The organism is Pseudomonas sp. PAMC 25886, assembly GCF_000242655.1.
Taxonomy (GTDB): Bacteria; Pseudomonadota; Gammaproteobacteria; order Pseudomonadales; family Pseudomonadaceae; genus Aquipseudomonas.
The window spans coordinates 1-13423 of the sequence record NZ_AHHC01000086.1; the positions used below are offsets into that span (position 1 = coordinate 1).

Annotated in this window: 10 protein-coding genes; 6 read left to right on the forward strand and 4 right to left on the reverse strand. The window is 60.7% G+C overall.

Features of this window, described 5'->3' with window-relative positions:
* Positions 1-179 precede the first annotated feature (179 nt).
* Both ccoM and MUM_RS1000000134660 read right to left on the reverse strand, forming a co-directional pair.
* Positions 180-296 (reverse strand): cytochrome c oxidase subunit CcoM, encoded by a 117-nt coding sequence (ccoM, locus tag MUM_RS1000000134915; RefSeq protein ID WP_010176679.1) that lies wholly within the window; start codon positions 294-296, stop codon positions 180-182.
* Between the two features lie 143 nt (positions 297-439).
* Positions 440-607, reverse strand: coding sequence for a hypothetical protein (locus MUM_RS1000000134660; RefSeq protein ID WP_010176680.1), 168 nt, complete (start codon positions 605-607; stop codon positions 440-442).
* 133 nt (positions 608-740) lie between these two features.
* Here MUM_RS1000000134660 and MUM_RS0129920 point away from each other — a divergent pair, with 133 nt between their 5' ends.
* From MUM_RS0129920 to MUM_RS0129930, 3 genes are all read left to right on the forward strand, one after another.
* Positions 741-1613: a LysR substrate-binding domain-containing protein gene (locus tag MUM_RS0129920; RefSeq protein WP_010176681.1), complete on the forward strand. Its 873-nt coding sequence runs from the start codon at positions 741-743 to the stop codon at positions 1611-1613.
* An 88-nt stretch (positions 1614-1701) separates the two neighbouring features.
* Positions 1702-2172: a RidA family protein gene (locus MUM_RS0129925; RefSeq protein ID WP_010176682.1), complete on the forward strand. Its 471-nt coding sequence runs from the start codon at positions 1702-1704 to the stop codon at positions 2170-2172.
* Complete coding sequence (locus MUM_RS0129930) at positions 2169-3365, forward strand: aminotransferase class V-fold PLP-dependent enzyme (protein ID WP_010176683.1); 1197 nt, start codon at positions 2169-2171, stop codon at positions 3363-3365. The genes MUM_RS0129925 and MUM_RS0129930 overlap by 4 nt, the downstream gene beginning before the upstream one ends.
* Here the strand turns inward: MUM_RS0129930 and MUM_RS0129935 are convergent.
* Positions 3362-3703, reverse strand: a complete 342-nt coding sequence (locus MUM_RS0129935; RefSeq protein WP_010176684.1) for a hypothetical protein — start codon at positions 3701-3703, stop codon at positions 3362-3364. The genes MUM_RS0129930 and MUM_RS0129935 overlap by 4 nt on opposite strands.
* 218 nt (positions 3704-3921) lie before the next feature.
* Here MUM_RS0129935 and rapA point away from each other — a divergent pair, with 218 nt between their 5' ends.
* On the forward strand, positions 3922-6768 hold the full coding sequence (rapA, locus tag MUM_RS0129940; protein WP_010176685.1) for an RNA polymerase-associated protein RapA: 2847 nt from the start codon (positions 3922-3924) through the stop codon (positions 6766-6768).
* 178 nt (positions 6769-6946) lie between these two features.
* Here the strand turns inward: rapA and MUM_RS0129945 are convergent, their stop codons facing one another.
* The gene (locus MUM_RS0129945; RefSeq protein ID WP_010176686.1) at positions 6947-8293 is read right to left on the reverse strand and encodes a spinster family MFS transporter; all 1347 of its coding nucleotides are present in this window, start codon (positions 8291-8293) and stop codon (positions 6947-6949) included.
* 279 nt (positions 8294-8572) lie between these two features.
* Between MUM_RS0129945 and MUM_RS0129950 the strand changes: the two genes are divergently transcribed.
* Together MUM_RS0129950 and MUM_RS0129955 are read left to right on the forward strand one after the other, a co-directional pair.
* Positions 8573-10834 carry a putative bifunctional diguanylate cyclase/phosphodiesterase gene (locus tag MUM_RS0129950; protein ID WP_010176687.1) on the forward strand — a complete coding sequence of 754 codons (2262 nt, stop codon included), beginning with the start codon at positions 8573-8575 and terminating at the stop codon, positions 10832-10834.
* Positions 10835-11040: 206 nt separating this feature from the next.
* Positions 11041-13218 (forward strand): hypothetical protein, encoded by a 2178-nt coding sequence (locus MUM_RS0129955; RefSeq protein ID WP_029616157.1) that lies wholly within the window; start codon positions 11041-11043, stop codon positions 13216-13218.
* The last annotated feature ends 205 nt before the right edge of the window (positions 13219-13423 follow it).

A 13423-nucleotide genomic window follows, 5' to 3' on the forward strand; every position in this document is an offset into this window, starting at 1 on the left:
GCGGGCCAGAGCCTTTTGCTTACTTTGGGGCTTTTCCAAAGTGAGTCGCTGTAAGAGCGAAACCCTAGGCAGCCATTACCGCAGCAACGGATATGTACTCACCCCAATAAAAACAAAACAAAAAAAAGGCGACCGAAGTCGCCCAAAATGCCTTGCGTGCTCATGTATCCCGAAAAGACCTAAGGCTTCTTACGCTTGTTAGCGTCTTTCCAGATAAAAATTCCAAACCCAACAAAGAACATCACCATGAGGCCAACCGTCAGCACTCCGGCAAATACCACATTATCGAAAAACATGACCGGCCTCCTGCACTTGCCCTGTTGCGATAGGGCTAAGTTAACCAAGAAGACGAAAGAAGAAATTGACGAGGATCAATGTCGCCCGCGACGGGGCGTAAAGAAGGGAAATAACTGACCTGCATCAAGTGATGCAGGCTATATCAACGCTTTTTCGGTTTGTTTTTCGGCTTTTTCTTACCTTTGCCTTTGCCCAACGGCATCGCTTGCTCAAACGCCTGGCGCACTTCATTCAGTCGTTTGTCATTCAGGTCATGCACCCGTTTGGCCCGCTCGGCATTCAGGTCAATCAGCTTGTCATCGTCACTCATGGCTTGGCTTACGTAATGGCTTGGATGCCTCAATAATGCGTCCTGCGCCGATCCCGCGTAAACAAAATCGATGTCATCCCGCGCATTTGCCCGCAAAATCCCCCCATCCCAACCCTCACACAGAGCGTTCGACGTGGCACTGCACAAGGACCTTCCCCCACTTCTGGCCCTGCGCGCCTTTGAGGCCGTGGCCCGGCATTTGAGTTTTATCAAGGCCGCCGCCGAGCTGTCGGTGACCCAGAGCGCCCTCAGCCATCAAGTGCAAAAGCTCGAACAACACCTGGGCAAGCCACTCTTTATCCGACGCACCCGCGCCATTGATCTGACCGAAGACGGCCAACACTACTACGACCAGATCCGCCCCGCCCTCGACGCCATCGCCGCCGCGACCCGCCAGCAACAAACACCGCCCGCCAGCACCGTGCTGCGAATCGGCCTGCTCGCCTCGTTCGCCACCTTGTGGCTGGCACCGCGCCTGGCCGGGTTTCTCAGCCGCTACCCGCACATCCAGGTGGAGTTGGTGCCGGCGATTCAACTGGCTGACGTCGCCGCCGCCGAGGTCGACCTGGCGATTCGCTACGGCAAGGGCGATTGGGACGATGTGCAGGCCACTCGCCTGATGAGTGAAACCCTGTCACCGGTGTGCAGCCCGGCATTCAAGGCCAGCCAACTGGCCAACGGCCCGCTGTTGATGGCCACCTCGCACCGTCCTTTCGAGTGGACCGACTGGTCCCGGCATTACCAAGTGGATGTGGAGCACTACCCCAAGGCGCTGCTGCACGACTACAACATCGTGGTCGAAGCCGCCGTCGCCGGCCAGGGCATCGCCATGGGCCGCCACCGCTTGATCGAGCGCAGGCTGAAGGACGGCACGTTGGTGGAGGCCTTCGACTGGCCGCCCTACCACAGCGAGATCGGCTACTGGCTGATCGCCCCGCAAGGCGATACCCGCGAAGCGGCCGCCTGCTTCAGTGAATGGCTGCGGGAAATCTGCGCCGATGCATGAGTTATTTCGATACGTCGAGTGAGATCTATCCGTTTGTCGGCCAACACCACGCCGCCCATGCTGAAGACTCTTCCCATGAGGATTCACCATGAGCCAGTCCCTCTCGCAACGCGTACAAGCCCTCGGCCTGAGCCTGCCGACACCTAGCCAGCCCATCGCCAACTACGTCAATTACGTCATCAGCCAGAACCAACTGTTCATCTCCGGCCAAATCCCGCTGCTGGACGGCAAGCCTGTGTACATTGGCCGGCTCGGCGAATCCATCAGCGAAGACGAAGGCGCCAAGGCCGCCGAACTTGCCGCGCTGGGGCTGCTGGCGCAGTTGAGCGATGCCTTGGGCGATGACCTGTCGCGGCTGGTGCGCATCATCCGGCTGGGCGTGTTTATCGCCAGCAGCGGCGATTTCCAGCGCCAGGGCGCGGTGGCCAATGGTGCCTCGAACCTGCTGGTCAACGCCCTCGGCGACAAAGGCCGCCACGCTCGCACGGCGGTGGGCGTCGCCAGTTTGCCGGGCGGCGTGGCCGTGGAGATCGACGCGATTTTCGAGCTGCAGCCGTGAATGCGCTGTCCCTGCCGCAAGTCCGGGCGCTGCGGGACGAAACGCCGGGCTGCCAGTCCGGCATCGTCCACTTCAACCACGCCGGTGCGTCCCTGCCCAGCCAGGGAACGCTCGACGCGATCACTGAACAACTACAACGTGAGGCCCGCGACGGCCCGATGGAAGCGGGCGAACACGGTGCGCTGCTGGCGGAAAAAGCCCGTCGCGCCGCCGCGCAATTGCTCAACGCGCCGGTGTCATCGATTGCCTTTGCCAGCAGTGGTTCCACCGCCTGGAGCATGGCGTTCCAGGCCCTGGGCCCGTGGCAACCGGGCGATCGTATTCTGGTGGGGCGCCACGAATGGGGCGGCAACCTGGCGAGCATGCAGACAGCCGTGCAAGCCGGTGCGCGGGTGGAGGTGATCCCTTGCGATGAAACCGGCGCCGTGTCCGTGGCCGGCCTGGAAGCCATGCTCGACGCCCGGGTGCGGTTGATCGACCTGACCTGGCTGCCCGCCAACAGCGGCTTGATCAACCCCGCCGAAGCCATCGGCCAGTTGGCCAAGCGCCACGGCATCGCCTACTTCATCGACGCCGGCCAAGCCCTCGGCCAGGTGCCGGTGGATGTGCAAGCGCTGGGGTGCGATGTGCTCAAGGGCGCCGGGCGCAAACATCTGCGGGGCCCGCGCGGGACCGCCCTGCTCTATGTACGGCCGGATTTTCTGGAGCGCTTGAACCCGGCCCAGCGCGACGTGTTCTCTGCGCCCTGGAGCCCTGCGGGTTTCGACTTGCGCAACGACGCGCGGCGCTTTGAAACCAGCGAAGTGTCATTCGCGCTGCTGGCAGGCCTGGGCAATGCGTTGCTGGAGGTCAATCGATTGGAGGTTGAGCGAATCCGCCAGACGGTCCAGCTTCTAAGCAGCACACTCCGCGAAGCACTGCGCCAGGTCGACGGGATCACCTTGCATGATCTGGGAACGGCGGGCAACCAGTCCGGCTTGATCGCCTTCAACCTGGCCGGCTGGGACGCCTTCGAGCTCAAGCGGCGCCTGGGACTCAAGCGGATCAACATCGGTGCCAACGGCGTGCCCTACACCCCGCTGGACATGCAGGCCCGCGAGCTGGACAGCGTGGCGCGAATTTCCGTGAGCTACCTCAATACGGTGCAAGAAATCGAGCAACTGATCGCCGCCCTGCGGGAACTGCAGGATTAAACCTCGACGTCCACCCACAAACCTTGCCGGGGCGCGTCTTCGATCAGCGGCACCACCGGCACGGTGTTGTCGGCGTTGAGTTCGTCACCGGGCACAGCCAGGTGCTCCTGCGGATCTTCATCGGCTTCGCGGCGGCGCTTTTGCTGTTCCTGCTGGCGACGCTGTTCTTCGCGCAGCAACAGTGCCGCTTCCTCGGGGTCGCGTTTTTGCAGGTCGATGGTGCTTTCGTTGGAGCCTGGCTGAACCGGCACCACGGGCGGGATATCCGGCTTCTGGCGCACCGGATCGAGCTGTGACGTGACCGGCACAACACTCAAGGGCAGCATGGGTGGGATCATAATTATCAGTCTCCTGTCAGCAGGCTGTCGGCTGGCGCGGCATCCACTTGAGGCTGCGTGTGCCAAGTTGTGACTCAGTCGTCAGTCGCAAGTGCCTTGCCACCCGTCGATTGCAGCCCGAACCACCCGTAAAGCTTGGTAGTTTTTGTCAGAGTCCTTTGGCTGGGGCCCTTGTTCCGTTAAGATAGTCGGCTTTTTCACGGCGGGAGTCAGGCAGCATGGCGCAGCAGTATCAACCGGGGCAACGCTGGATTAGTGACAGCGAAGCAGAGCTGGGGTTAGGCACCGTTCTGGCACAGGACGGCCGCTTGTTGACCGTGCTCTATCCGGCCACTGGCGACACCCGCCAGTATGCGCTACGGAATGCGCCCCTCACTCGCGTGAGATTCTCGCCGGGTGACACCATCACCCATTTCGAAGGCTGGAAAATGACCGTGCAAGAGGTCGACGACGTCGACGGCCTGCTGGTCTACCACGGCCTCAATGGGCAGAACGAACAGGTCACCCTGCCGGAAACCCAACTCTCGAACTTCATTCAGTTCCGTCTGGCCAGCGACCGTCTGTTCGCCGGCCAGATCGACCCGCTGGCCTGGTTCTCCCTGCGCTACCACACCCTGGAACACACCAGCCGCCAGTTGCAGTCCTCGCTCTGGGGCCTGGGTGGCGTGCGTGCGCAACCTATCGCGCACCAACTGCACATCGCCCGTGAAGTCGCCGACCGTATCGCGCCACGGGTTCTGCTGGCGGACGAAGTGGGCCTGGGCAAGACCATCGAAGCCGGCCTGGTGATCCATCGCCAGTTGCTGTCGGGGCGCGCCAGCCGCGTACTGATCCTGGTCCCGGAAAACCTCCAGCACCAATGGCTGGTGGAAATGCGCCGCCGCTTCAACCTGCAAGTCGCGCTGTTCGACGAAGAACGCTTTATCGAAAGCGATGCCGCCAACCCGTTCGAAGACACCCAGCTCGCGCTGGTGGCCCTGGAATGGCTGGTGGACGACGAGAAAGCCCAGGACGCGCTGTTCGCTGCCGGCTGGGATTTGCTGGTAGTCGACGAAGCTCACCACCTGGTCTGGCACGAAGAGAAAGCCAGCCCCGAGTACTCGCTGGTCGAACAATTGGCCGAAGTGATTCCCGGCGTCCTGCTGCTCACCGCAACCCCTGAGCAACTGGGCCAGGACAGCCACTTCGCGCGCCTGCGCCTGCTGGACCCGAACCGTTTCCACGACCTGCACGCCTTCCGCGCCGAGAGCGAAAACTATCGCCCGGTGGCCGAAGCCGTTCAGGAGCTGCTGGACAAGGGCCGCCTGTCGCCCGCCGCCCACAAGACCATCCAGGGTTTCCTCGGCAACGAAGGCGAAGCCCTGCTGACCGCCGTCAACGATGGCGACGCCGAAGCCAGCGCCCGCCTGGTGCGCGAACTGCTGGACCGCCACGGCACCGGCCGCGTGCTGTTCCGCAACACCCGCGCCGCGGTGCAAGGCTTCCCGGAGCGCAAGCTGCACGCCTACCCGCTGCCATGCCCGGACGAATACCTCGAACTGCCCCTGAGCGAACACGCCGAGCTGTACCCGGAAGTCAGCTTCCAGTCGCAGCCGGACGTGGACGAAGAACAACGCTGGTGGCGTTTCGACCCGCGCGTCGAGTGGCTGATCGACCAGCTGAAGATGCTCAAGCGCACCAAAGTGTTGGTGATCTGTGCCCACGCTGAAACCGCCATGGACCTGGAAGACGCCCTGCGCGTGCGCTCCGGCATCCCGGCCACAGTGTTCCACGAAGGCATGAACATCCTTGAGCGTGACCGTGCTGCTGCGTACTTTGCTGACGAAGAGTTTGGCGCCCAGGTACTGATCTGCTCTGAAATCGGCAGTGAAGGCCGCAACTTCCAGTTCTCCCACCACCTGGTGCTGTTCGACCTGCCGTCCCACCCGGACCTGCTGGAACAGCGGATCGGTCGTCTGGACCGGATCGGCCAGAAGCATGTGATCGAACTGCACGTGCCGTACCTCGAAACCAGCCCGCAAGAGCGGCTGTTCCAGTGGTACCACGAAGCGCTGAACGCGTTCCTCAACACTTGCCCGACCGGCAACGCCTTGCAGCATCAGTTCGGCCCACGCCTGCTGCCGCTGCTGGAAAACGCCGACGACGGCGAGTGGCAAGCGCTGATCGACGAAGCCCGCACCGAACGCGAGCGCCTCGAAGCCGAGCTGCACACCGGCCGCGACCGCCTGCTGGAGCTCAACTCCGGCGGCGCGGGCGAAGGTGATGCGCTGGTGGAAGACATCCTTGAGCAAGACGACCAGTTCACCCTGCCGATCTACATGGAAACCCTGTTCGACGCCTTCGGCATCGACAGCGAAGACCATTCGGAAAACGCGCTGATCCTCAAGCCCAGCGAAAAAATGCTCGACGCCAGCTTCCCCCTCGGCGACGACGAAGGTGTGACCATCACCTACGATCGCAACCAGGCGCTGTCGCGCGAAGACATGCAGTTCATCACCTGGGAACACCCAATGGTGCAGGGCGGCATGGACCTGGTGCTGTCCGGTTCCATGGGCAACACCGCCGTAGCATTGATCAAGAACAAGGCGCTGAAGCCCGGCACCGTGTTGCTGGAACTGCTCTACGTCAGCGAAGTGGTTGCCCCGCGCTCGCTGCAACTGGGCCGCTACCTGCCACCGGCCGCGTTGCGTTGCCTGCTGGATGCCAACGGCAATGACTTGTCGGGCCGCGTCTCGTTCCTGACCTTGAACGACCAGCTCGAAAGCGTGCCACGGGCCAGCGCCAACAAGTTTGTGCAGGCCCAGCGCGACCAACTGACGCCACGGATCAACGCCGGCGAAGAGAAGATCGCCCCGCGTCATGCCGAGCGTGTGGCCGAGGCGAAGCGCCGTCTGGCGGCGGATACCGATGAAGAACTGGCGCGCCTGACCGCGTTGCAAGCGGTCAACCCGACCGTACGTGACAGTGAACTGGTTGCCCTGCGCCAACAGCGCGAGCAAGGCCTGGCCATGCTCGACAAGGCGGCGCTGCGACTGGAAGCGATTCGGGTGTTGGTCGCGGGCTAACCTCGCCGCCCTACCCTGCCAAACAAAAAGGCCCGCGCAATGCGGGCCTTTTTATGGGTATCGGTAACCGCTGTGGCGAGGGGGCTTGTCCCCCGTTGGAGTGCGCAGCGCTCCCGCTCTTTTGGGCCGCTACGCAGCCCAACGGGGGACAAGCCCCCTCGCCACAGGGATTATGTATTCAGGCAGTCACCGCCCTGGCCGGCACCTCCACCGCCCCCAACCCATCCTTCATCCGCTTGGCATCACGCACAAAACTGCGGGACGCCTGGAACAGAAACAGCATGGTCAGGAACAGCGCCACCGGAATCAGGTACATGGCATCGTGCAATCCAATGGCTTTATAAGCCTCGGTCATCTGCTCCGCACCCGCCGCATACATCGCCGAATGAGCAAAATGATCCGACAACCCACCCACCACAATCGGCCCCATGCCACCGCCCAGCAAATACAAGCCGGCGAAGAATAATGCCATCGCCGTCGCCCGCAGGCGCGGCTCAACCACGTCCTGGATCGCCGTGTACACGCAGGTGTAGAAGTTGTAGGCAAACAGCCAGCCCACACTGAACAACGCCACAAACACACCAATCTCGATCCGCCCCGCGTGCAGCGCCCAAGCCGTGGTGACGGTGGAGATGATCAGGCTGCACGCCGCAAACAGCAGCCGGCCGTTAGCGATGCGTTGATGGATCTTGTCGGCAATCCAGCCGCCCAGGGTCAGGCCTACCAGGCCGGTAATACCGACGATAACACCCGTGGCGACTGCCGCATCCTGCAGCGGCAGCAGGAAATAGCGCTGCAGCATCGGCACCAGGAACGAGTTGCACGCGTAGGTGGCGAAGTTGAAGCACAAGCCGGCCAGCACCAGCCAGAGGAACGTCGGCACCGCCAGCACCCGGCGAATCGGCCGGTCGACTTTCTCCTGGGAGACTTGCACGGTTTCCGCCGCGCCGCGCTTGGGTTCTTTGATGTAGAACATGAAGACCGCGAGGATCAGCCCCGGCACAGCGGCAATGAAGAACGGTGCGCGCCAGCTGTCGAACGCCTTGACCATCGCACCGATGGTGAAGAACGCCAGCAACAGGCCCAACGGCAGGCCCAGCATGAAGATCCCCATGGCCCGGGCCCGGCGATGGGCCGGAAACAGGTCGCCGATCAGCGAGTTGGCCGCCGGCGCATAACTGGCCTCGCCGATCCCGATGCCCATGCGCACCAGCAAAAACGTCCAGAAGCTGCCCACCAGACCATTGACGGCCGTCAGGCCGCTCCACGCCGCCAGGCCCCAGCCCATGAGTTTGCTGCGTGAGCCGGTGTCGGCCATGCGCCCGAGGGGCAGTCCGGCAATCGCATAAACAATGGTAAACGCGGTGCCGATGATGCCGAGCTGGAAGTCACTGAGGTGCCATTCCATGCGGATCGGTTCGATGATGATCGCGGGAATGGTGCGGTCGAAAAAGTTGAACAGGTTGGCCAGGAACAGCAGGAACAGAATGCGCCAGGCATTCGCCGCTTGGGTCGAGTTCTGCATGGGTCCGTCTCTTTTATTGTTATGTGAGCCGCGATGCCAGACGCATCCTGAGCCCGGAACCTGCAATCTAGTCAGCCCCGTGGGGATTGTCTGTAATGATTCGTAAGTCTGATGTCACTCCATCGGGCGACCCTGGCTGTCATCCCTATTCATTTAGTTCTAGTTGTTTATAAATTCATCGCCAAATGATTAGAAGCAATCTGCCATCAGCCCTTGCAACCCGCTCAGGCTCTCTATACTCAGAGCATTGTCAGGCAAAGACTTATGACGGGACATGCTATGGAATGGCTTGGTTTGCATTTTTTTACCGACCTTCCGGACAGCGGGCACTTATTACTCAATTGCAGTCATAACCCCTTTCTGGTGCTACTGGCTTACGTGGTGGCGTGTGCAGCGGGCTTTGGCACCCTGGACATGGCCGAGCGTGTCGGCCATGTCGATAACCTCAAGGCTCAACGGCACTGGCGCTGGGTAGGCGCGGGCTGCCTGGCAGGCGGAATCTGGGCCACCCACTTCATCAGCATGCTGGCCTTCCAGGCGCCTATCGCAATCCACTACGAATTGATCATGACGTTCGCCTCGCTGCTGATCGCCCTGATCGCGTCGCTGTTCGCCATGCAAACCCTCAGTCACCCAAAGCTGCGCGCTTACCAATATGTGCTGGCGTCGGTGTGGATGGGCCTGGGTATTGCGCTGATGCACTACGTCGGCATGTCGGCCATGCGCTCCGAAGCAAGCGTGTACTTTCAGACAGGGCTGTTCCTGGCCTCGGTGGTGATTGCCATCGGCGCCAGCCTGGCGGCACTGCTGCTGTCGCTGTACCTGCGCAACGGCACCGGCATGTTCCATCAATTGCTCAAGTACGCGGCCAGCCTGGTGCTCGGTGCCGGCATTATCAGCATGCACTTCACCGGCATGGCGGCCCTGCAACTGCTGGTGCCCGAGGATGTCGTGCCCTCGGCGCTGCCCGTGGACAACAACCCGATCCAACTGGGCCTGCTGGTGGCGGTCATCGCCCTGCTGGTGATCGGCAGCAGCATCAGCGCAGCCCTGGCCGACAAGAAACTGCAGCACAAGGAAACCGACCTGCGCCGGGTCAATGCCCTGCTCACCGAGCTGGACCAGGCCCGCGCGTCCCTGCAACAGGTGGCGCATTACGACGCCTTGACCAGCCTGCTCAACCGCCGTGGTTTCAACCAGATCTTCGCCGAGAAACTCGCGGAAAAAACCGCCACCGACGGCATGCTGGCGGTGATCTTCCTGGATATCGACCACTTCAAGCGCATCAACGACAGCCTCGGCCATGACGCCGGTGACGAACTGCTGACCGTGCTGGCCGGCCATATCAAAAGCTCGGTGCGCAGCCATGACGACGTGGTCGCGCGGTTTGGCGGTGACGAGTTCTGCATCCTGATCAGCATCCATCATCGCGATGAGGCGCGGCACATGGCCCAGCGCATCATGCAGAAAATGAAAGACCCCATCGAACTGGCGGGCCGGCGCATGGTAATGACCACCAGCATCGGCATCAGCCTCTTTCCCGAAGACGGCAAAACCAGCGAAGAATTGCTGAAAACCGCCGACCTGGCGCTGTATCAGTCCAAGGATGCCGGGCGCAACAGCCTGAACTTCTTCAGCTCCAACCTGAAAACCCGGGCCTTCCTGGAACTGCAACTGGAAGAAGAACTGCGCGCCGCCCTGCGCGGCAAGAACGAGCTGGTGCTGTTCTACCAACCGATCCTGGACCTGAAAAAAGGCAAGATCACGCGCCTTGAAGCCCTGGTGCGCTGGCAGCACCCGCAACACGGCCTGCTGACCCCGGACCGATTCATCGGCATTGCCGAAAATAACGGGCTGATTGCCGAACTGGATCACTGGGTACTGCGCCAGGCCTGTCACGACCTGAGTTTGCTGTCGGAGCAGGGTCATACTGAATTGATCATGGCGGTCAATTGCTCGGCCCTGAACCTGACCCGCGACGAGCTGGCCGATGAAATCGAAAACGCCCTGCGTTTCGGCGGCATCGCTGCCAATCGCCTGGAACTGGAAGTGACCGAAAACGCCCTGATGGGCAATATCAGCAGCACCCTGGCGCTGCTGCGGCAAATCCGAGCGCTGGGTGTCTCGCTGTCGATTGACGACTTCGGCACCGGCTATTCGTCCCTCGCCTACCTCAAGCGCCTGCCGCTGAACACCTTGAAAATTGACCGCTCCTTTATCCAGGACATCCCCAAGTCCAACGCCGACATAGAGATTGTCCAGGCCATTATCGGCATGGCCCACACCCTGCACCTGCAGGTGGTGACCGAAGGCGTGGAAACCCTGCAACAGTTGGAAGTGGTGCAAAAACACGGCTGTGATTTCGTCCAGGGTTACTTGCTCAGTGCTGCAGTGCCGATGAGCGATATCAGCGCAGTGATCAACGGCCTTGATTCGCACAACATGTTCAGCCTGCTGGGCATTACCGGCGGTGAACCCGCACCCAAAGACCCGCCCTCGGGCCGTGCGAGCCCACCCGCCATCGTTCGGCCAATTCGCTGACGCCGAAAATTTGGCAAATCGCCATCATTTCATTAAAGAACCCCGACGAACGGCCGATTCATCAGAGTCCGGCCAGGATTTCCCCTTAAAACCCTAGGGTTAAACCCTATCGCCCAGGACCAGGACGCACTGTAAAGTCGCGATCTCCCATTCCGTGATGGCTATTTGATACCTCTTCAGCCATCCGTCCAGGCACATGGCGCACAATGACTTCTAAAAATAACTCTGCCACTGCGGTATCCGACGTGTTGCTGACAACTCCTGCGGAAAAACCCTCAGGTTCAAAGTCATTGAGCACCGCCCGCCCGCTGGCCACCCAGCAGTACCTGTACTTCACCGAGACCAACACCGACCGCATCCTCGACAACCTCGACGGCCTGCGCGACATGGTGTTCCCGCGTGCACCGCACCTGGAAGTCGACGGTGAACTGCGCAACGAGCAGGAATTCCCCTCGGTGTGCCTGATCGGCTTGGGCCGCTGCGGTTCGAACATTGCCCTGGACGTGGCTGAGCTGGTCTACAACGCCCGCAAGTTCTACCTCAACGAATTCAGCAACGAAGATAAATCCACCGACAAGGGCTACCGCCCGGCCCAGTGGATTCGCAACAACTTGCGCCTGGGTTCGAACAAGGGCACCAAGCCGGTATTCCTGGTCGAGCCGCTGGTGATGCTGGGCGACCTGGACAAGGACATTGCCGGGCGCATCCGCTTCTCGCGCAAGGGTGAGAAAAGCGGTTTCCTGCGGGACTACAGCAAAATGAAAATCATGGACCTCTCGGAGGTCCATGCCGGTGGCGCCGGTAACGCGCCGATCCTCGGCCAGTACCTGGCCAAGATCATCCTCAACAAAGACACCCAACGTTTTTCCAGCCCCGACTGGAAGATGATCCATTCGTACCTGATCGACTCCTGCGGCATCAAGGCCAACCAGTCGCGCCTGTACTTCTCGATCTTCAGCGCCGGCGGCGGGACCGGCTCGGGCATGGCCTCGGAATTCGGCCTGGCCCAGCAGCACTCGTACATGAACAAGACGTTCGACACCAAGCCCGCCGACGAGCACGACAGTAAGAGCGGCCACGCCTTCGTGTTCGAGCCGATCTTCACCAGCGGCATTTGCGTGCTGCCGAACATCTCCGATCACCGCAGTGAAATGTCCGAAGCCTTGCACATCAACGCCGGGCGCCTGTTGTGCAAATACCTGTCGGAAGAATGGGACTTCTCGTACAACTTCGACAATGAAGACAGCAGCGAAGCCAGCGTGAAAGGCCGCATCCGGCCGTGGAACGCGATGATGCTGATCTCCAACGACATCATGCGTTACGCCGAGGAAAGCGATGACGGCAACATCCAGAACATTGATGTCAATGCCATGGAAAAGCACGCCAACCAGTACATCTCGCAGCAGATCTTCAACATCCTGACGGCCCAGGCGGTGACGACCGACTACGACCAGAACTATTTCCGCCGGGCCGGGATCGACATCGGCGAGACCATCCGCCTGGATGCAAACGACCTGTTCATGAGCCTGGCCGGCCCGGTGGCGATTGCCTACGCCGAATCGGTGGTGCCGGAAACCCCGGCGCCTTCAAGCGACAAGTTCAAGGTGTTCGAAAAAGAGCCGCAGCGGCTGAACATCGACGACCTGTTTTTCCGTTCCATTGACCTGCCGCACTTCAACAAAGTGACCCAGGCGATCGAAGGCATCAGCCTGCTGCCGATTGAGTCCAAGCGCTACAAGGCATCCCTGGAGCAGTACAAGAATTCCGGGTATGACGCGGCGGCGCTGCATGACCTGCACTTCTTCAAGAACTGCTCGTCGGTGGTGTCGATTGTGTCGTTGCCCAAGGACTACAAGCTGTCCTACATGGACCTGAACCGGCTCAAGACCCACCTCAACAGCCTGTTTCCCAACACGACCCTCAAGCGTTATGCGCTGGTGATCGGGGCGTCGGCCAACTTGTCCCTGACCACGTTGATCGCCAAGAGCCCGTGTTTGTCGGATGACTTTTTGACGTTGATCGTGGCGTTTATCAAGCGCTGCTTTGCGCGCAATCCGTATCGGTTTGATGACACGCTGGATAATTCGATTCTGGATTTCATCATCCATGAGGATTTTGATGAAGACCGGATTGATGAGCTGCTCAATGAGTTTGAGAACCCGGCGAAGATTCTGGATACCAACTGGTATGCGATCAAACCGATGTATGAGAAGAAATACCGTGAGTTGATCAACGACAAGGACAAGTTTGTGTCGATCAACGATATCCGGTTGTCGCGGGATTGCGTGAAGAAGGCGATCAAGTACCTGCGTGAGATTTATCGTCACCGGATTGGGAAGACCAAGGTTATTTCGCTGAATAACCATACCGGGAAGACTGCGTAGGCTGGTTGTTGCTGGGGTGGGGTGTATATCCGTTATTTGGGTGATGGCGTCGATGGGTTCCGCTCTTACAGCGGGTCACTTTTGAAAAGAGCCCAAAAGTAACCAAAAGGCTCTTGCCCCACCACTCGGCACCTCGCCTAGGCTCGGTGTGCCCTCTCTCCGGTACTACTCCGCGCTGAGACTGCCAAGGCACACAGGGGATAGG